This window comes from Pseudomonas sp. CP-1 (assembly GCF_021213715.1).
GTDB classification, from domain to species: Bacteria; Pseudomonadota; Gammaproteobacteria; order Pseudomonadales; family Pseudomonadaceae; genus Pseudomonas; species Pseudomonas aeruginosa.
Genome location: NZ_JAJQKY010000004.1, coordinates 14,171 through 31,967, shown reverse-complemented (window position 1 = coordinate 31,967; position 17,797 = coordinate 14,171). Strand labels below are relative to the sequence as shown.

At 67.8% G+C, this 17,797-nt stretch carries 17 protein-coding genes; 5 read left to right on the top strand and 12 right to left on the bottom strand.

Features of this window, described 5'->3' with window-relative positions:
* Nucleotides 1-143: 143 nt before the first annotated feature.
* Nucleotides 144-1,685: an MFS transporter gene (locus tag LT948_RS09540; protein ID WP_031686032.1), complete on the bottom strand. Its 1,542-nt coding sequence runs from the start codon at nucleotides 1,683-1,685 to the stop codon at nucleotides 144-146.
* A 157-nt stretch (nucleotides 1,686-1,842) separates the two neighbouring features.
* Here LT948_RS09540 and LT948_RS09535 point away from each other — a divergent pair, with 157 nt between their 5' ends.
* Entirely contained in the window at nucleotides 1,843-2,457 is a 615-nt protein-coding gene (locus tag LT948_RS09535) for a TetR/AcrR family transcriptional regulator (RefSeq protein WP_003082696.1), read from the top strand.
* Nucleotides 2,458-2,464: 7 nt separating this feature from the next.
* Here LT948_RS09535 and LT948_RS09530 read toward each other — a convergent pair whose 3' ends face one another.
* Together LT948_RS09530 and LT948_RS09525 are read right to left on the bottom strand one after the other, a co-directional pair.
* Complete coding sequence (locus LT948_RS09530; RefSeq protein WP_003082694.1) at nucleotides 2,465-2,851, bottom strand: DUF4440 domain-containing protein; 387 nt, start codon at nucleotides 2,849-2,851, stop codon at nucleotides 2,465-2,467.
* 13 nt (nucleotides 2,852-2,864) lie between these two features.
* Nucleotides 2,865-4,223, bottom strand: a complete 1,359-nt coding sequence (locus LT948_RS09525; RefSeq protein ID WP_003133440.1) for an MDR family MFS transporter — start codon at nucleotides 4,221-4,223, stop codon at nucleotides 2,865-2,867.
* A 107-nt stretch (nucleotides 4,224-4,330) separates the two neighbouring features.
* Between LT948_RS09525 and LT948_RS09520 the strand changes: the two genes are divergently transcribed.
* Nucleotides 4,331-5,242 (top strand): LysR family transcriptional regulator, encoded by a 912-nt coding sequence (locus LT948_RS09520; protein ID WP_003133443.1) that lies wholly within the window; start codon nucleotides 4,331-4,333, stop codon nucleotides 5,240-5,242.
* Between the two features lie 50 nt (nucleotides 5,243-5,292).
* On the opposite strand, the gene phnX is transcribed toward LT948_RS09520, so the two are convergent.
* Nucleotides 5,293-6,120, bottom strand: a complete 828-nt coding sequence (gene phnX, locus LT948_RS09515) for a phosphonoacetaldehyde hydrolase (protein WP_003100114.1) — start codon at nucleotides 6,118-6,120, stop codon at nucleotides 5,293-5,295.
* A 35-nt stretch (nucleotides 6,121-6,155) separates the two neighbouring features.
* Nucleotides 6,156-7,271, bottom strand: coding sequence for a 2-aminoethylphosphonate--pyruvate transaminase (phnW, locus tag LT948_RS09510; RefSeq protein WP_003086851.1), 1,116 nt, complete (start codon nucleotides 7,269-7,271; stop codon nucleotides 6,156-6,158).
* Nucleotides 7,272-7,438: 167 nt separating this feature from the next.
* Here phnW and LT948_RS09505 point away from each other — a divergent pair, with 167 nt between their 5' ends.
* Nucleotides 7,439-8,299, top strand: coding sequence for a LysR substrate-binding domain-containing protein (locus LT948_RS09505; RefSeq protein WP_003109262.1), 861 nt, complete (start codon nucleotides 7,439-7,441; stop codon nucleotides 8,297-8,299).
* A gap of 9 nt (nucleotides 8,300-8,308) precedes the next feature.
* Here LT948_RS09505 and LT948_RS09500 read toward each other — a convergent pair whose 3' ends face one another.
* The 4 genes from LT948_RS09500 to LT948_RS09485 all read right to left on the bottom strand — a co-directional run bounded on the left by LT948_RS09500 (nucleotide 8,309) and on the right by LT948_RS09485 (nucleotide 10,635).
* Complete coding sequence (locus LT948_RS09500) at nucleotides 8,309-8,833, bottom strand: DUF2937 family protein (protein ID WP_003086848.1); 525 nt, start codon at nucleotides 8,831-8,833, stop codon at nucleotides 8,309-8,311.
* A gap of 26 nt (nucleotides 8,834-8,859) precedes the next feature.
* Complete coding sequence (locus tag LT948_RS09495; RefSeq protein WP_003082680.1) at nucleotides 8,860-9,633, bottom strand: class II glutamine amidotransferase; 774 nt, start codon at nucleotides 9,631-9,633, stop codon at nucleotides 8,860-8,862.
* Nucleotides 9,634-9,636: 3 nt separating this feature from the next.
* Nucleotides 9,637-10,098: an HIT family protein gene (locus tag LT948_RS09490; protein ID WP_003086845.1), complete on the bottom strand. Its 462-nt coding sequence runs from the start codon at nucleotides 10,096-10,098 to the stop codon at nucleotides 9,637-9,639.
* A 63-nt stretch (nucleotides 10,099-10,161) separates the two neighbouring features.
* Nucleotides 10,162-10,635, bottom strand: a complete 474-nt coding sequence (locus tag LT948_RS09485) for a hypothetical protein (RefSeq protein ID WP_003086834.1) — start codon at nucleotides 10,633-10,635, stop codon at nucleotides 10,162-10,164.
* Between the two features lie 148 nt (nucleotides 10,636-10,783).
* On the opposite strand from LT948_RS09485, the gene LT948_RS09480 reads away from it, so the two are divergent.
* Nucleotides 10,784-12,835 (top strand): S9 family peptidase, encoded by a 2,052-nt coding sequence (locus tag LT948_RS09480; RefSeq protein WP_003109264.1) that lies wholly within the window; start codon nucleotides 10,784-10,786, stop codon nucleotides 12,833-12,835.
* 76 nt (nucleotides 12,836-12,911) lie between these two features.
* Complete coding sequence (gene lepB, locus LT948_RS09475; protein WP_003133458.1) at nucleotides 12,912-13,451, top strand: signal peptidase I; 540 nt, start codon at nucleotides 12,912-12,914, stop codon at nucleotides 13,449-13,451.
* 6 nt (nucleotides 13,452-13,457) lie between these two features.
* Here the strand turns inward: lepB and hxuC are convergent, their stop codons facing one another.
* From hxuC to LT948_RS09460, 3 genes are all read right to left on the bottom strand, one after another.
* A complete protein-coding gene (hxuC, locus tag LT948_RS09470; protein WP_073657146.1) occupies nucleotides 13,458-16,013 on the bottom strand; it encodes a heme receptor HxuC in 2,556 nt (851 codons plus the stop codon).
* Nucleotides 16,014-16,141: 128 nt separating this feature from the next.
* A complete protein-coding gene (locus LT948_RS09465) occupies nucleotides 16,142-17,125 on the bottom strand; it encodes a FecR family protein (RefSeq protein ID WP_073657147.1) in 984 nt (327 codons plus the stop codon).
* On the bottom strand, nucleotides 17,122-17,649 hold the full coding sequence (locus LT948_RS09460) for an RNA polymerase sigma factor (protein ID WP_073657148.1): 528 nt from the start codon (nucleotides 17,647-17,649) through the stop codon (nucleotides 17,122-17,124). Before LT948_RS09460 ends, LT948_RS09465 begins: the two co-directional genes overlap by 4 nt.
* Between the last annotated feature and the right edge of the window lie 148 nt (nucleotides 17,650-17,797).

Below are 17,797 nucleotides of genomic sequence, written 5' to 3'. Positions count from 1 at the left end.
TAGATAAAGTAGGGCTTTTACCTGCCTGCGACAGGTTGTCGCAGGTCATACCCTAGCACAACAGTTGGAATACGCGAATATTCTTCGCTTCGAGCAGCATAGCGCAAGGAAATCGCCCCCGCGCCAGCATCGTGACCCGAGAGTCAGCGTCTATCGGCCTGCAACTGTACCCCTACCGTTCGTCCAGATGCGCCAACTGTATCCGCCGCCGGGCCGGCGCTAACGCGCAAGCGCCAGAGCAGCGCGGCGGCCAGCAGGGCGCTGGCTCCGGCCACCAGCATAGCCAGACGGAAGCCCTCGGCCAGCGCGGCCGGCAGCTCGGCGTCGAGCCCCGCCAGGGAACCAGGCAAGCGATGGGCCGTGACCGCCTGGGTGGCGAGCCGTTGCGCATCGGCAATCCCCAGCCCCTCCAGCCGATCGCCCAGGACGACGATCGCCCGCCCGCTCAGGAGCGCTCCCAGCAACGCGATGCCGACGGCCATGCCGGCCTGGCGCAGGGTATTCATGGTCGCCGAGGCCATCCCGGAACGCTCGCGGGCCACGCTCGCCATGACCGCCAGACCGGTGCCGGGAACGGCCAGGCCCATGCCCAGGCCGAGCGCCACCAGCAACAGGCCGACCCAGGGATACGCGGTTCCCGTACCGCAAGCGGCCAGCGCCAGCATGGCCAGGCCGATCACCAGGTAGCCCAGCACCAGCAGGCGTCGCAGCGGTACGTGCCGCTGCAACCGGCCGAACAGCATGGACAGTGCGCCCATGGCGAGGAACTGCGGCGCCAGGTAGAAGCCGGCCTGCTGCGCCGAGGCACCCTGCACCTGCTGGAAGAACAGGGAGAGGAAGAACAGGCTGGCGTAGCCGGAAAAACCGAGGACGAACGAGGCCAGGTTGCAGACGGCGAACCCGGCCTGGCGGAACAACCCCAGGGGCAGCAGCGGTCGGGCGGTCCGCCGCTCGACGAAGAGGAAGCCAAGCAGGCCGACCCCGGCCAGGAGCAGCGCCAGCCAGGCCGTGGGAGACAACCAGCCGCCCTCTCCCGCGGCGATCAGGGCGTAGGTCAACGCCCCCAGCCAGACCACGCTGAGCAGCTGCCCCAGGGGATCGAAGGCGGCGTGCTCGGGGTGCGCGGTTTCCTCGATGCCCCACAGGCCCAGGGCGAGCGCCAGCAGGCCGAGCGGCAGGTTGATCAGGAAGATGCTCTGCCAGCCGGCGTGCTCCACCAGCAGGCCGCCGAGCAGCGGGCCGAGGATCAGCGACAGCGCGCTGAAGGAGGTCCAGCCGCCGATCACCTGGGCGCGCTGGCCGGGATCGTGGAAAGCCTGGGTAAGGATCGACAGCGCGCCGGGTATCAACAGCGACCCGGCGATGCCCTGGACCGCGCGTCCGAACAGCAGCAGCGGCAGCGAGGTGGCCAGCGCGCAGAGCAGCGAACCGAAGCTGAACAGGCCGACCCCGAGCAGCCAGGTGAGCTTGCGACCGTAGCGGTCGCTCAGCGGTCCGGAAGACAGCATGAAGGCGCTCAGGCACAGCGCATAGGCGTCGACCACCCACTGCAGGCCGGCCAGGTCGGTATCCAGGGCGTACTGCAGCGTCGGCAGGGCGAGGTTGACGATGCTGATGTCGAGCGAGGCGATGAAGGTTCCCAGGTAGATGGCGGCGACCAGGGCGACACGACGCGAAGGGTTCATGGAGTACTCCGATGAGAGGGCGCTGGCCCAGGAATAATCCATTGACCGACGGTCAGTCAATAAATATCGCGAAACATTCTCATCTTCCTGTCATGCCTCGTCTTCCCCTCCACGCTCTTTTACACTGCGGCCAACCCAACCACCGGACCCGCGCTCCATGCCCGATCGCCACGCCGAACAGCCTGCCCGCCAACCGCGCACCAAGCCTGCGGAGGTTCGTCTCGAGGAACTGATGGCGGCGGCGCAGCAACTGTTCCTAGACAAGGGTGTGGACGCCACCACCATCAGCGACATCGTCGCTGCCGCGGGGGTCGCCAAGGGTACCTTCTATCACTACTTCCAAGCCAAGACCGACATCCTCCTGGCCCTGCGCGAGCGCTTCACCCAGGCTTTCCAGCAGCGCATCGCGAATGCCGTCGAGGCCTGTCCGGCGAACGACCATCCCGGCCGCCTGCGCGCCTGGACCGAGAGCGGCCTGGCGGGCTACCTGGAGGGCTACCGGCTGCACGATGTGGTCTACAGCGAACACCATCACCACCAGCGCGGCAACCAGGAGCGCGACCGCGTGCTGGAGCAATTGGCGGAGCTACTGGAGAACGGCGCGGCGGCCGGCGCCTGGCCGCTGCGCAACCCACGGCTGAACGCCCTGCTGCTCTACTCCGGGCTGCATGGCGCCGCCGACGACGCCATCGCCGGCGGCCGCCTGGATACCCAGCCGCTGGCCGGCGAACTCGCCGATGCCTTCCTGCGCCTGCTCGGTGCCAGCGACTGAGGCAGGCTCAGCCGCAGAAGGTTTCCTGCAGGTGGCGCCAGTACAGCCGCCCTTCGTCGTCACGGTGCAGGACTACGGTGGACAGGCGCTCGCTGCGACCCGCCGCGTCGGACTGGATTTCCCGATAGGCCAGGGTCGCGCCATCCACGCCTGAAGCCAGCAGACTCTCGCCGTCGATCTCGATGCGCAGCCCAGGACGGGTGCCGCCCTTGCTGCGGAACAGCTCGCCCAGAGCAGTCTTGTCCAGGACCACGCCATGCGGCGTGACCATCGAGAAGTCCTCGGCGAAACGCGCCATCAACGCATCCAGCGCGTCAGCCCGTGAGTCGCCGGCCAGCCAGTCGCGGATCGCCACGTGGGCATGGTGGATTTCCCGGCGGTAGGCACAAGTCATGGTGTAGCTCCTTTCAGGTCTGGACCAGGGCGCGAACCCCGGCGGAATCGATACGCCTCACCCACGGCAGAGGCAATAGCGTGAAAGCGGCGGCGAACAGGAAGCAGTGGACGAAGGCCGCGGGGTCGGCCCGCGCCTGCAACAGGTTGAGCAACCCACCGAGCACGGCCATGCCCAGGCAGAACGCCAGTTGCCGATTGATGTTCCACAAGGCGCTGGCATGGCCCATGCGCGCCGCCGGGACGTCGAGCAAGGCCATGCCCTGTGCCGCGCTGCTACACAGGCTGCCGCCGAATCCCATGGTCGCGTAGGCCCCCGCCAGTTGCCAGAAGCCGCTCCCCTCCCCGCTTCGAGCCAGCCACAGCAGGCCGCCGGCCTGTATCGCCATGCCCGCCAGCAGCAAGGATTTCGGCCCCCAGCGATTGAAGCGTCGCCGGGTCAGGCCGATGGCCAGGCCGGCCGCCAGCGCCCAGGGCAGCATCAGCGCACCGGCACGGCTCGCGCTGAGGCCGAGGGGGCCTTGCAGATAGAGCATGGCGACCAGGTTGGCGCCCATGAAGGCTCCCGGCACGCAGAGATAGACCAGCATCGCCGTACGCAGCAATGGCGCCTCCAGCAAGCCAAGGTCGAGCAGCGCGTCGGTACGAGCGCGCCCGTCACGCCAGTAGCAGCAGCCCAGCACGCAGGCCAGCAGCGCCAGGAGCAGGCCACGCCCGCCGCCGCCGGGCGATCCCAGCCAGGCGAGCGCCACCAGCAGCGTGGCCAGCGCCGCCGAGCCGAGCAGCAGGCCGCGCAGGTCCAGGCGCTGCGCCGCATGCTTGTGCCTGGGCAGCCAGCGCATCGCCAGGGCCAGCACCAGCAGCGCCGGCGCCACGCTGGCGAAGAAGATCCCACGCCAGGACAGGCTGTCCACCAGCCAGCCGCCGAGGGCAGGCGCCACGGCGGGAACGATCAGCGCCACCAGCATCACCCGTGCGGTCAGGCCGGCCCGTGCCGACGACGGGACATTCCGATAGGCCATGGCCTGGCCGAGGGGGATCAGTAACCCGCCGGCCAACCCCTGGCACAGGCGCCAGACGATCAACGTCGCCGCCGATCCAGCCAGGCCGCAACCCAGCGAAGCGCTGGCGAAACCGGCCAGTGCCAGCAGCATCAGTCGCCGTTCTCCCAGGCGCGAAGCGAGCCAGACGCTCAACGGAATCACCAGGGTCAAGCCGAGCAGGTAGGTGTTGCCGATCCACGCCAGGGTCGCCACCGAAGCGCCAAGGGAACGCCCGATGTCCGGGTAGGCGACGCTGGCGATGAAGATGTTCACCAGGTCCAGGGCGAACCCCAGCAGGTACAAAGTGGCCAGGCGGGACGGTTGATTCATGGGCGCTCCGGAGGTTTGCCGGGGAGCATAGCGAGGCGCTCGCGCTATCTGGAGAGGCTAATCGCGCATAGACTGTCAAATCGAATTTGACAATAGGGTCGCCTTCCATGGTCAGCCTCGACCGCTTCGAAACCTTTCGCGCCGTGGTCGACTGCGGTTCCCTCAGCGCCGCCGCCGACACCCTCGGCCAGACGCGTGCGGTAGTCAGCTTCAACCTCAAGCGGCTGGAGGCCGAGCTGGGCGTTTCTCTGCTCAGCCGCAGCACCCGGCGGTTGGCCCTGACCGATGCTGGCGAACGCTTCTACCAGCGCTGCGTGAAGGTGCTCGACGAGGCGCGCCTGGCCATCGACGACGCCCGCGCCGAGCATGGCGAACTGCGTGGCAGCCTGCGCGTCACCACCACCCAGGAATACGGCCTGCGCCAACTGGTGCCGGCCCTGCAGGCATTCGCCCGGCTGCACCCGGCGTTGCAGGTACAATTGTCGACCTCATCGCTGCATGCCGACCTGATTGGCGAACGCTTCGACGTCGCGATCCGCCTGGGGCGCCTGGAGGACTCCACCCACCATGCGGTGCAACTGGCCAGCTTCGAGGTCCTGGCGGTGGCCAGCCCGGCCTGCCTGGCGGCGCTCGGCGAACCGCCGCCGACCGACCTGGAGAGTCTGGAGCGCCTGCAGAATCTCGGTCACAGCCGGCTGGCGGACTCCCTGCCCTGGCAAGTACGCGCCCCCGACGGCGCCCTGCGCAGCTACCGCGGACCGCGCCATCCCATGCTGCTGGCCGACAACGCCGCGGCCCTGCGCGCCTTTGCCCTCGACGGCCTGGGTATCGCCGTGCTGCCGGACTGGCTGGTGCAGGCCGACTTGCGCTGCGGCGCACTGCAACGCCTGCTGGCGGACCACGGGTTTCCGCTCCAGGGCGTGCATGCCGTTTATCCGCCGACCCGCCACCTGCCGTCGAAGGTCCGCGCGTTCATCGACTTCCTCAAGACTCGCCTGGGGCACCCGGACGCCGGTTAGAAAACCGAGGCCGCCGCGGTTGCCCGCGGCGGCCTCGGCACAGACGTGGCTCAGTTACCCTGCGGCATCTCGCCGCGCGCCAGGCGCGCATTGATGTCGCGGACCACCGCCGGCAGCTCGGCGATGGTCTCGATCAGGTAGTGCGGACGCGAACCTTCGAACATCTGTTCGATACGCGTCCGCTCGCGCTCCAGTTCGGCCGCCGGCAGCGCCTTGTACTGCTCGTAGGTGAGGCCCAGGGCATTGCCCGAGCAGGTCAGCGCCACCGTCCACATCCCGGCGCGGCGCCCTTCGAGGATACCCGGCCAGGTGTCGTCGACCTTCACGCAGGCCGCCACATCGTCGATCCCCAGGGCGATCACGTTGGCCAGCGCCTGGGCCGGCCATGGCCGGCCGTTGGGCACTTCGTCGGTGGCCACCACGTGGTCGGCGACGTAACCGTTGGTCTCGGCCAGGGCTACCACCTTCTCCATCACCACCGCCGGATAACCGGAACAGGAACCGATCTTCAGGCCCATCCCGCGGAGTTCGGCGATCGCCTGCAGGGCGCCGGGGATCAGCGCCGAATGTTCGGCGATCTTTTCGATCTGCAGCGGCATGAAGCGCTCGTAGATGGCGGTGACATCGTCGTCGCTGGGCAGGCGGCCGAAGACGGCGCGGTAGCGCTCGGCGATCGCCGGGATGTCGCAGAGGGTGCGGATGTGGTCCCACTTGCCCATTCCCATCGGACCGCGCGCTTCCTCCAGGCTGACCTGGACGCCGAATTCGGCGAAAGCCTCGACGAAGATTTGGGTCGGCGCGAAGGAGCCGAAATCGACCACGGTTCCCGCCCAGTCGAGGATGGCGGCCTGGAGGGTGGCTGGCTGGTTGTAATTCATTGTCGTGAACCCTTTTCTGCTCGTTGTCGTTCAGTTCAGATCTCGAGGACTTCCAGTTCGCGCAGCGCCTCGCCGATGGCGGCGACCGCCTGCCGCATCTCCGCGGCGTCGACGTGGCCGATGCAGCCGACGCGGAAGGTTTCCACCTGGGTCAACTTGCCCGGATAGAGGATGAAGCCCTTCTCCCGCACGCGTTGGTAGAAGTCGGCGAAGCGGTAGCGCGGATCGCGCGGCGCGTGGAAGGTAACGATGATCGGCGCCTGGATTTCCGCCGGCAGGAAGCTGCGGAAACCGAGCCGGGCCATCTCGCCGAGCAGCGTTTCGCAATTGCTCGCGTAGCGCCGCTGGCGCGCCGGCAGGCCGCCCTCCTCTTCGTACTGGCTGAGCGCTTCGTGCAGGGCGGCGACCACATGGGTCGGCGGGGTGAAGCGCCACTGCCCGGTCTTGCGCATATAGGCGTGCTGGTCCTGCAGGTCCATGGCCAGGGAGTGGCAGTTGCCGGCGCTGGCTTCCAGGGCGGCGCTGCGGGCGAAGACGAAGCCCATCCCGGGGACGCCCTCCAGGCACTTGCCGGAGGCGGCGATCAAGGCATCGAACGGAACTTTCCGGGCATCGATCCCGATCGCCCCGAAGGAGCTCATGGCATCGACGATCAGGCGCTTGCCGTGACGCTCGACGACCTTGGCGATGGCCTCGAGCGGATTGAGGATGCCGGTGCTGGTCTCGCAGTGGATCAGCGCCACATGGCTGATCGCCGGATCGGCGGCCAGCAGGCGCTCGACGTCAGCGGCGGTGGTCGGCACGTTCTCTTCGGTCTCGAAGGTGCTGAAGGGCCGTTGCAGGACCTCGCAGATCTTCGCCAGGCGCTTGCCGTAGGCACCGTTGATCAACACCAGGACCTTGCCGTCGCGCGGCACCAGGGTGCCGATCGCCGCTTCCACGGCGAAGGTGCCGCTGCCCTGCAACGGTACGCAGGTGTGGCTGCCTTCGCCGCCGACGATCTTCAGCAGGCGCTGGCAGACGCTGGCGGTGAGTTCGTTGAAATCGCTGTCCCAGGAGCCCCAGTCGACCATCATCGCCCGACGGGTACGGTAGGAGGTGGTCAGCGGACCGGGGGTCAGCAGGATAGGTGCGCGTTCGGCAGTGCTCATGCTCATTTCCTCTGCGGGAATCGGCGAAAGAAACCGGATCGGGCTTCGCGGCCCGGGCGGTCGTTCCGCGCCGGCGTTCCGGGGAAGCCTGGAGACATAAGGTGAGCGCCGCGCTACTATCGTTCAAATTGTTTGTTCCGATGCCAGCCATAAGCCAGGCCGATACCATGAATCTCTTCCAGCTCCGCGCCTTCGACGCCGTCGCCCGCGAAGGCAGTTTCACCCGCGCCGCCGAGCGCCTGTGCATCAGCCAGCCGGCGGTGACCGGACACGTCAAGGCACTCGAGGAGCACTACCAGGTCACCCTGTTCCGACGCACCGCCCGGCGCATCGAACTGACCGAGGAAGGCTCGCGCCTGGTGGCGATCACACGCACCCTGTTCGCCCTGGAGGAAGAAGCCGAGGCCCTGCTCGACGCCAATCGACAATTGGTCTCCGGCCGCCTCGAGGTCGCCGCCGACGGCCCGCACCTGGTGATGCCGATGCTCGCCCGGCTGCGCGCGAGCTATCCGGGAATCACCGTCAACCTGCGCCTGGGCAACGCCCAGGAAACCCTCGCGGCGCTGCTCAGCGAACACGTCGACGTCGCCGTGCTGACCGAGGTCGAGGCGCGTCCCGGGCTGTTCCTGGAGGAGTTGGTGAATTCGCGCATCTGCGCCCTGCTGCCTCGCCAGCATCCCTGGTGCGAACGCAGCGAAGGCGTACCGCTGGAAGAACTCGACCAGCAGATCATGGTGCTGCGCGAACCCGGCTCGATCACCCGCCGCACCTTCGACCGCGCCTGCGCCAGCCAGGGCGTGCAGCCGCGGGTGCTGCTGGAGCTGGACAGCCGGGAAGCGGTGACCGAAGCGGTGGCCGCCGAACTGGGCGTCGGCGTGGTGTCTTCCCTGGAGGTCGGCAACGATCCGCGGGTTCGCGCGGTGCCGCTGGTCGGTCCCGAGCTGACCAACTGCCACCTGATCGGCTGCCTGGAGAAGCGCCGCGGCCTGCGGGTGATCAGGGCGTTCCTGGAACTGGCGGCGGCCTGAGTCGCGCCGTCAGCTCCAGTGACGCTCGCGGGTGCGGCGGTCTTCGCCGAAGCCGAACAGCGAGGCCAGCGAATACACGATCAGCTCGGCGATCCAGGCGACCAGCAAGGCGCAGCCCAGGCCCCAGGCGATCACCTCGGGCTTGAGCAGGACCTGGTAGCTGTAGCTGGCATAGGTTTCCATCAGCAACTCATGGTTCGGTGCGCGCAGCATGTGCCAGGCGCGGGCGTACCAGGGCCCCTGCATGGCCTGCCACTCGGCGTCGAGCATGCGCGCGCGGCGCATCAGGCGGTCGAGGTTCTCGCCGTCGCGCTGGAACACCGGATCGCTGTTGCTGCGGTAATGCCTGACCAGTTCCTCCAGGCTGCCGTTGAAGAACTGTCCGGCGGTCTGCTGGAAGCCCTGGATGTTCTGCGCGGCCTCCAGGCGATGGGCGTCGACGCGTTTGGCGTAGTCGTCGATGAAGCCGGGCACCTGCACCCCGAGCAGCAGGCCCAGGGTGAACAGCACCAGTCTCAGGTAACTGCGGAACATGCGCTCTCCTCGTCCACGGCGGCGATTCAGACCCGCCCCTTGGCCAACACCTCGCCGCCCCACCAGAGGACCCACTCGCCGCTCTGCTGCAAGGTCCAGTTCTCGTTGTCGGTGAGCGGCTCGGTGGCGATCACCGTGACCACGTCGTCCGGCGTGGTTTCCGCATGGAAGTCCACGGTCAGGTCGGCATCCTTCAACCGTGCCGGGCCGAACGGCGCGCGGCGGGTAATGTAGGCGAGTTTGCTGGAGCAGAAGGTGAACAGCCAGTCGCCGTCGCTGATCAGGGCATTGAACACGCCTTTCTTGCGATATTCGTCACAGGCCGAGATCAGCACCGGCAACAGCACCTCCACCGGCACCGGCTCGGGGAAAGCCCGGCGCACGCGGTTCAGCAGGTCGCAGAAGGCCGCCTCGCTGTCGGTCTCGCCGACCGGGCGGTAGAAGCCGGGCTTGGGCTGGAAGTCGGCCAGTTGGCCATTGTGCGCGAAGGTCCAGTAGCGCCCGCCGAGTTCGCGGATGAAGGGGTGGGTGTTGCTCAGCCCGACCTTGCCGACGTTGGCCTGGCGGATGTGCCCGATGACCGTCTCGCTCTTGATCGGGAAGCGCTGCACCAGCCGCGCCACCTCCGAATCGACGCTCGCCAGCGGGTCCTGGAACAGCCGCACGCCGCGTCCTTCGTAGAAGGCGATGCCCCAACCGTCGCGGTGCGGGCCGGTGCCGCCGCCGCGCTGCATCAGTCCGGTGAAGCTGAAGACGATGTCCGTCGGGACGTTGGCGCTCATGCCCAATAGTTCACACATGGCTCAAACCTCCCTGAGCAAGGCTGTACGTAGTAGTTCTCCTTCCCGCTGCAGACGCGCCTGCAGGCTCGCGCGACCGATCGGCAGGAAACGGGTCAGGGCGCGCCAGAGCAGTCGCGGCAGGTCGCCGCGACGCCGGGGAATCAGGTGCAGATGCAGGTGCGCCACGTGCTGGTTGGCCGCCACGCCATCGTTGAGCAACAGGTTGATGCCTTCCACGCCGAAACCGGCCCGGCGCAACGCGCGACCGGTACGCTCGGCGAGCGCCGGGAGGGCGTCGCGGGCGGCGGCGGAAAGATCGCTCAGGTGCGGGGCGTGCTCGCGGGCTACGATCAGCACGTGCGCCGGTCGCAGCGGAAAGATGTCCAGCAGGACGATGAAATGCTCGTCCTCGAAGAGTCTGTGCGCCGGCTCGCGGCCACCCGCTATGGCGCAGAACACGCAATCCATGGGAAATCCCGACATAGGCCTCGCCTCATGCTGAACGCCTGCCGGGCGTAGTGCAAGAATGGATTTCGTCGCGAAAGGCTACAGGCGCGGCTCGATGCGCATGCGCCGGTCGCCGTGCTCGTCGGTGCGGGTGTCGACGTCCGGCATCAACTCGGGCTGCATCATCTGCCGCAGGGTCGGCTCGTCCTCGGCGTCCTGCGACGGATGCCGGCGATTCTTCCAGGCCCGCTCCAGCGGCCAGCGGATGGCGGCGATCAGCAGGTACAGGCCGAAACCCAGCAGCGCCACCAGGGCCAGGTCGGAGACCGCGCGCCAGGCGTTGTTGCCGACCTTGAACACGACGTCCAGCGCGGTGATCGCGATGGCCGGGGCGTAGAGGTCGTTCTGCGGGTCCACCGGAGTCGGCGTGAACAGCAGGATGAAGACGATCAGCCGCAGGGGTTCACGCAGCCAGCGCCACATCCAGCCGGTCATCAGCCAGAACACCAGCATCAGGCCGAGTCCGGCGATGGCGTAGGCGCCCCAGGCGATCAGATAGTCTTGTTCATTCATGCGGCGTGCGTGGCGATAGCGGTGATGGGGGGCTTATGATAGCCGCTTTTGCATGCCGACGCGCCTACCCACCGATGACGGGCGCCGCGCCGCCAGTTTTATTCAGATTTCCCGGCCTCGCGCATGGCCGGACCGACGAGGATTCCCGATGCCCCATCCGCAGCCCCCCATCGCCCGCCGCGACGCCGGACGCGACCCCTACGCCTGGCTGGAGGAGCGCGACGCCCCGGAGGTGCTCGACTACCTGAAGGCCGAGAACGCCTACCTGGATAGCGAACTGGCCGACCAGGCCGGGTTGCGCGAGACCCTGTTCGAGGAGATCAGGGGACGCATCCGCGAGACCGACCTGTCGTTGCCCAGTCCCTGGGGTCCGTGGCTGTACTACCAGCGCACCACCGCCGGCGATGAATACCCGCGCCACTACCGCTGCCCACGTCCGGCGGACGGCAGCCTGGCGGTCGACGAAGGCGCCGAGCAACTGTTGCTCGATCCCAACCAGTTGGCCGACGGCGGCTTCCTCTCCCTCGGCGCCTTCAGCATCAGCCCCGACCAGAGCCTGCTGGCCTACAGCCTGGACACCAGCGGCGACGAGATCTACCGCCTGTTCGTCAAGGACCTCGCCAGCGGCGCGGTGCAGGCCCTGCCCTTCGACGACTGCGACGGCAGCCTGACCTGGGCCAACGACAACCGCACACTGTTCTTCGGCGAACTGGACGACACCCACCGCCCGCACAAGCTCTATCGCCACCGCCTGGGCGAGGCCGGCGCCGAGCTGGTGTTCGAGGAAGGCGACGGGCGCTTCTTCCTGCACTGCTACCGCTCCAGCTCGGAACGCCAGTTGATCCTCCTGCTCAACAGCAAGACCACCAGCGAGGCCTGGGTGCTCGACGCCGACCAGCCGCAGGGAACGTTCCGCTGCCTGGCGCCGCGCGAGGAAGGCCATGAGTACTACCCCGACCACGGTCGCCTCGACGGCCGGGGCCTGTGGTTGATCCGCAGCAACCAGGCGGGGATCAACTTCGCCCTCTACCAGGCCGAGGAGTCGCGGCCGACTCGCGAGCACTGGCAACTGCGCGTGGCCCACGACCCGCAGCGGACCCTGGAAGATGTCAGCCTGAACGCCGAGGCGGTGATCCTCGGCCTGCGCGACGGCGGCCTGCCGGTGATCGAGGTGCAACCGCAGGGCCTGCCGGCCTACCGCGTGCAGTTGCCGGACGCCGCCTACAGCCTCTACGTGCAGGACAGCCTGGAATTCGACAGCCCCTGCGTGCGACTGCGCTACGAGGCCCTGAACCGTCCGGCGCAGGTACGCCAGCTGAACCTCGCCGATGGCACGCAGACCGTCCTCAAGCAGACCCCGGTGGAAGGCCCCTTCGACGCCGACGCCTACGCCAGTCGGCGCATCTGGGCCAGCAGCGGCGACGGCACGCAGGTGCCGGTCAGCCTGGTGGCGCGCAAGGAAGTCCTCGACGGCATCGCCGCCGGGCGCCCCGCGCCGCTCTATCTCTATGGCTACGGCGCCTACGGGCATAGCCTCGATCCCTGGTTCTCCCACGCCCGCCTGAGCCTGCTCGAACGCGGCTTCGTCTTCGCCATCGCCCATGTCCGTGGCGGCGGCGAACTGGGCGAAGCCTGGTACCGGGCCGGCAAGCTGGAACACAAGCAGAACAGCTTCGACGACTTCATCGCCTGCGCCGAGCACCTGCTCGCCGAGGGCTACTGCCGTCCCGAGGGACTCGCCATCAGCGGCGGCAGCGCCGGCGGGCTGTTGATCGGCGCGGTGCTCAACCAGCGCCCGCAACTATTCGGCGCGGCGATCGCCGAGGTGCCGTTCGTCGACGTGCTGAACAGCATGCTCAATCCGGACCTGCCGCTGACCGTCACCGAATACGATGAGTGGGGCAACCCGCAGGAGCCCGAGGTGCATGCGCGGATCGCCGCCTACGCGCCCTACGAGAACGTCAGGGCCCAGGACTACCCGCACCTGCTGGTGGTCGCCGGCTACAACGACAGCCGCGTGCAGTACTGGGAAGCCGCCAAGTGGGTGGCGAAACTGCGGGCGACCAGGACCGACGCCAACCTGCTGCTGCTCAAGACCGACCTCGGCGCCGGCCACGGCGGCATGAGCGGCCGCTACCAGGGGCTGAAGGACGTGGCGCTGGAATACGCCTTCCTGCTCAAGGTCCTCGGCCTGGTATGACGACCGCGGGGGCCGGCGACGCCGGCCTTCCGCCACGAAAAAGGGAACCTTCGTGAAACGACGCTTCTGGCCCGCCATGGGCCTGCTCGCCGCGATCATGCTGGCCGTCTACCTGGCGAATCCGTTCGGCACCGCCAGTCTCGACCCGCGCGCGCGGCTCCTCGGCGTGGCGCTGTACAAGATCCCTTCGCGCTCGATGGAACCGACCTTGCAACAGGGCGACTTCATCCTCGCCAACGCCGCGCGCTACGCCTTCGCCGACCCGCAGGTCGGCGACCTGGTGGTGTTCCGCTTCCCGCCGCAGCGCAGCATCGCCTATGTGAAGCGCATCGCCGGGATACCCGGCGATCGCGTGCGGATCGATGGCGGCCGGCTCTACGTCAATGACCACCAGGTGACCGAGCCCTACCTGGCGCAGCAGGCGCTGCGCCAGCCGGACTCCCTGCGCATGGCCGAGCGGACCGTCCCCGCCGGCCACTACTTCATGCTCGGCGACAACCGCGACAACTCCAACGACAGCCGCTACTGGGGCTACGTACCGCGCGCCGACCTGGTCGGCCGGGTGTTCGTCGTCTGGTATGCCGAGGACACCCGGCGCATCGGTTCGGTGCGCTGACGCCCCTCAGAAGAACTGGGTGACGCTGATCTTGGCGTTGCGTCCCTGGCTGTAGACCAGGTCGCCGCCCAGCGGCTGGCGATAGGAGCGGTTGAACAGGTTGTCCACGGTGAAGTCGATGCGGGTGTCCTTCAGGCCCAGCTTGGCCGGGACCCACTCGGCGAACAGCCGATGGGTGTCGTAGCTGTCGTTGGCCGCGTGATCCCAGTAGATATCGCCGGAACCGGTACCCATCCCGCCGCTGTAGCGATCGCTGGGCAGGCGGTCGGTCTTGCGCACGAACTCGCCCTGCCAGCCGAGCTTGGCGTCCCATTCCGGAACCTTCAGGCCGAGCATGGCCACCCACTTCGGCGGCGGGATGTCGCGCGCCCACACGTTCGGTCCCCAGGGATTGCTGTAGGCACCATCGTGCTTGCCGGTCATCCACGAGTAGGACAGGCTGCCGAACAGTCGCTGGCTGTCGTAGAAGCTCTCGATCTCGAAGCCCTTGATGGTCAGGCCCGGCAGGTTGCGGTAGTTGCTCAGCGGCAGCATGTCGCCGCAGCTACCGCCGATACTGCCGTTGTCGATCGACTGCTGGCGGCAGCCGACGCTGCGGGTGCGGAATATCTCGTCCTTGATGCGGTTCTGGAACAACGTGGTGCGGATCTGCAGGCTGTCGCCGGCGACCAGCAGGTCCGGCAGGTTGATCACGCTGCCGCCACGGATCGCATGGATGCGCTCGGCGTCCAGGTCGCGGCTGCTGCCGCCGATGGTCGAACTGTTCTGCACTTCGTACTGTTCGTCGATCACCGGCGCTCGCCAGGTCTCGGTGTAGTCGGCGAAGAACGCCAGGTTCGGCGTCGCGGTCCAGAACACCGACAGCCGCGGCGACCAGCCGGAGTAGGTCTGGGCGCGATAGTCATGGCCGAGCTTGGGATTGTCGTAGATCGGCGCCAGGTTGGCCTGGCCGTCGTTGCGCACGCTGTCGAAGCGCATCGATGGAGTGACGGTCAGGCTGCCGTAGGTGATCGCGTCCTGGATGTAGAAGCTCTGCGTGTCCTGCTTGCCGGCCGGCATGAATGCCGGTTGCAGCCAGCCGTAGTTGTAGCGCGGGGTCTCATAGGTCTTGCCCGGCATGTGCATGAGGATGTCGCGCTTGTGCTTGTGCAGCGCCGCGCCCAGGGTCAGCTCGTGTTGTAGCGCTCCGGTATCGAAACGGCTGGTGTTGCGCAGTTCCAGGACCTTGTCCTGGTACTCGGTACGCATCCGCTTGCCGCCGGTGGCGAGCTGGTAGAAGGCGGTGTCCTCGCGACGGTCGAGCTGCTCGGTGCGGGCGTCGGAATAGCTCAGTTGCAGGTCGATCCAGGGATTGTCCAGCGGATGGTAGTTGTACTTGCCGGTCCAGGTGGTGTCGGTGGTATCGCGGTGGGCCAGCAGGCGGGTCAGGCCCAGCTCGTAGCCGTAGCGGTCGATGGTCCACTGGCTCGGCGGGGTCGGGTAGCTGCTGGCGGAGAACGGCGTCCAGCGCGAGCTTTTCGAGCGCAGGTAGGTGAAGCCCAGGTCGTGCTCCTCGGTGGGGTGCAGGTTGAGCTTGAACAGGCCGGTCTTCTCGTCCTGGGCGCTGTTGGGCAGGCGCTTGGGGTTGATCGGGTAGTCGGTGGGCGACAGCGGCAGGTTGTCGGCCAGCTTCATGTCGCGGCCGTCGCGGCCGTTGAGGTAGAGCAGGGCATCGACGCGGCGGTCTTCGCTGCGACCGAACACGGCGCCGGAGTAGATCTTCTGCTGGTCGTTGGAGTGATAGCCGTACTTGAGCATGGCGCCGACGTCGCGGCCTTCGCGCAGCAGGTCCGGCGCGTCCTTGGTCTCCATGTGCACGGTGCCGCCGAAGCCGCCATTGCCGGTGAACACCGAGTGCGGCCCCTTCTCCACCTCGATGCGCTTGATCATTTCCGGTTCGATGAACACGGTGCCTTGCTGGTAGCGCTCGAAGCCGCTCTTCTGCGCGCCGTCCAGGGTATAGGGCACGTCCTCGGCGTCACCCAGGCCCCAGATGTTGGTGGTCTGTCCGCCCGGCTTGGGCGAGCCGCCCATGGTCACTCCGGGCAGGGTCTGCAGCAGGCTGGGGATGTTGTCCGCCTGCTGGCGTTCGATATCCCGCCGGGTCAGGGTCGAACGGCCGACGTTGCTGGCGTCCACTTCGCGACCGTTGCCGACGATGGTCTGCGCGTCCAGTTGCAGCGCGTTGTCGCTGTAGGCGTCGACCTGGCGTCGGCGCACCACGTAGCCGCCGCCCGCCTCCACCAGCTCCAGCTCGGAACCGACCAGCAACCGCTCCAGCGCCTCGCGCACCCCGTAGCTGCCGCTCAGCGCCGGAGCGCGCAGGCCCCGCAGGAGCGACTCGTCGAACAGCACCTGGACCTGCGCCTGCTGCGCCAGGCGCGACAGCGAGGCGGCCAGCGGCTGCGCCGGCAGGTCGAAGCGTCGTTCGGCAGCGCTGGTGCCGGCGGCCCACAACGCGGCGCCGAGCACGGCGGCGGAACACAGCGGGCGCCAGGCGGCGCGGGTGAAAGGCAAGGTCATGCTGGAACTCTCCCCAAGTGACTGCTGGATGTCGCCGGCAGCGGCGACGGACAGCAGAGAAGACGCAGCAGGGAGAAAAACCCACATATGCGAATGAAAAATATTTTCATTAACGCTGAAGACGCGCCTCAGCGCGCCAGGATCAGCACCTCGCCGCCAGCCTGCGGCTGTACCCGCACCGGCAATAGCGCCGGCAGAGCGAGGAGAAAATCGTCGGGGCGGGCGATCCGCACCGTGCCGGAGACTCGCTTGCCGGCAAGCCGGGGATCTCCCAGGCGGATCGGCGCGGCGCGATAGCGCGACAGTTCCTCCACCAGTTCGCCCAGCGGCTTGTCGCGGAACACCAGTTGCCCATCGCGCCAACTGGCGACCTGCTCCGGCGCCACATGGCCGAGTTCCAGGCGCTGGTCGGCGAGGTCCAGGCGCGCGCTGTCGCCAGCCAGCAGCACATGTTCGGCATCCTTCTCCAGGGACGGCTGCAACGCCACGCGCCCCTGTTTCACCGCCACGGCGAGGGCCTGCGCGTTGCGCCGGACGCTGAACTGGGTACCGAGTACGGTGACCCGGCTGTCGCCGCTGCCGACCCGGAAAGGCCGGGCCAGATCGTGGCTGACCACGAAGAACACCTCGCCTTTCTTCAACAGCACGTCGCGGGTGCGCTCGGCGTAACGCACCTGCACCTGGGTATCGACGTCGAGGAACAGCTTCGAGCCGTCCGCCAGGACCACCTCGCGCTGCTCGCCAGGCGCCGTGCCGTAGGCGAGGTTCGGCCCGAGCGACTGGTCGCGCCAGAACAGGGTGGCGACGAGCAGCGCGCAGGACACGAAGAACGCCGCCGCCAGCGCCCGGGGCAGGCGCCAGGCCGGCACCGGCTCGGGAATATCCTCCAGCGCCGGGCGCGGCAGGCCGTCGAACTCGCGCCAGAGCCGCTCCATGCCCTCGAGCGCTTCGCGATGGCGCGGATCGGCGCGTAGCCAATCCTCCAGCTCGGCCCGGCAGGCAGCGCTGAAATGCCCGGAACGACGCCGGCTGAACCAGTAGGCGGCGCGGTGATCGATGTCCTCTTGGGTTTCGTCGGCGAACAGCGGTTCCAGTCGTTCCAGCGGCTTCATCCTTCGCCTCCCTGGCCAAGCCGCCGCTTGCAGTGCATCAAGGCGCTGGCGATGTGCTTTTCCACCATGCTCAGGGAGATTCCCATGCGCTCGGCCACTTCGACCTGGGACAGGCCGTCGAACTTGTGCAGGACGAACGCTTCGCGCCGCCGCGGCGGCAGCTCGGCCAGCGCGGCCGCCAGGTGGCTGAGGCGCTGCTGCTGTTCGAAACGCTCGCCCGGCCCGGCCGCCTCGCCTTCCAGCGCGGCGGGTTCGTCGTTCGCCGCCGGCCGGTCGAGATCCTGGCCGCGGCTCTGCTGCCGGCGCCAATGGTCGCGCAACAGGTTGCGGGCGATCTGGAAAAGAAATGCGCGCGGCTGCTCGACCGATTGCCGGCCCGGCCATTTCAGCCACTGGGCGAAAGTATCCTGGGCGAGGTCGGCGGCGTCCGCCGAACTGCCCAGGTGCTTGCGCAGGAAGCGCAGCAACTCGCCATGGAACGCCTGATAGGCATGCGAGACGGAACCACGGAAGCGCTCATCCATCCGTGCATCCTCCGGCGGCGCCCCCCGCGCCGTTGACCCGCTGCAACACCTCGCCTCCCCGCTTCCGTCGGATACGGAAGTCCCTTCGCAAATATGCGAATGATAATACATATCATTTCACAAGGTAAGGAAGTGCGACGGACGCGAG

Excerpts from the sequence above, each read along its gene's own strand:
- LT948_RS09505 (WP_003109262.1), top strand. The coding sequence starts at position 7,439 with ATGAATCTCTTCCAGCTCCGCGCCTTCGACGCCGTCGCCCGCGAAGGC.
- LT948_RS09485 (WP_003086834.1), bottom strand. The coding sequence starts at position 10,635 with ATGAATGAACAAGACTATCTGATCGCCTGGGGCGCCTACGCCATCGCC.
- hxuC (WP_073657146.1), bottom strand. The coding sequence starts at position 16,013 with ATGACCTTGCCTTTCACCCGCGCCGCCTGGCGCCCGCTGTGTTCCGCC.
- LT948_RS09495 (WP_003082680.1), bottom strand. The coding sequence starts at position 9,633 with ATGTGTGAACTATTGGGCATGAGCGCCAACGTCCCGACGGACATCGTC.
- LT948_RS09465 (WP_073657147.1), bottom strand. The coding sequence starts at position 17,125 with ATGAAGCCGCTGGAACGACTGGAACCGCTGTTCGCCGACGAAACCCAA.
- LT948_RS09520 (WP_003133443.1), top strand. The coding sequence starts at position 4,331 with ATGGTCAGCCTCGACCGCTTCGAAACCTTTCGCGCCGTGGTCGACTGC.
- lepB (WP_003133458.1), top strand. The coding sequence starts at position 12,912 with ATGGGCCTGCTCGCCGCGATCATGCTGGCCGTCTACCTGGCGAATCCG.
- phnX (WP_003100114.1), bottom strand. The coding sequence starts at position 6,120 with ATGAATTACAACCAGCCAGCCACCCTCCAGGCCGCCATCCTCGACTGG.
- phnW (WP_003086851.1), bottom strand. The coding sequence starts at position 7,271 with ATGAGCACTGCCGAACGCGCACCTATCCTGCTGACCCCCGGTCCGCTG.
- LT948_RS09535 (WP_003082696.1), top strand. The coding sequence starts at position 1,843 with ATGCCCGATCGCCACGCCGAACAGCCTGCCCGCCAACCGCGCACCAAG.
- LT948_RS09540 (WP_031686032.1), bottom strand. The coding sequence starts at position 1,685 with ATGAACCCTTCGCGTCGTGTCGCCCTGGTCGCCGCCATCTACCTGGGA.
- LT948_RS09480 (WP_003109264.1), top strand. The coding sequence starts at position 10,784 with ATGCCCCATCCGCAGCCCCCCATCGCCCGCCGCGACGCCGGACGCGAC.
- LT948_RS09490 (WP_003086845.1), bottom strand. The coding sequence starts at position 10,098 with ATGTCGGGATTTCCCATGGATTGCGTGTTCTGCGCCATAGCGGGTGGC.
- LT948_RS09500 (WP_003086848.1), bottom strand. The coding sequence starts at position 8,833 with ATGTTCCGCAGTTACCTGAGACTGGTGCTGTTCACCCTGGGCCTGCTG.
- LT948_RS09460 (WP_073657148.1), bottom strand. The coding sequence starts at position 17,649 with ATGGATGAGCGCTTCCGTGGTTCCGTCTCGCATGCCTATCAGGCGTTC.
- LT948_RS09525 (WP_003133440.1), bottom strand. The coding sequence starts at position 4,223 with ATGAATCAACCGTCCCGCCTGGCCACTTTGTACCTGCTGGGGTTCGCC.
- LT948_RS09530 (WP_003082694.1), bottom strand. The coding sequence starts at position 2,851 with ATGACTTGTGCCTACCGCCGGGAAATCCACCATGCCCACGTGGCGATC.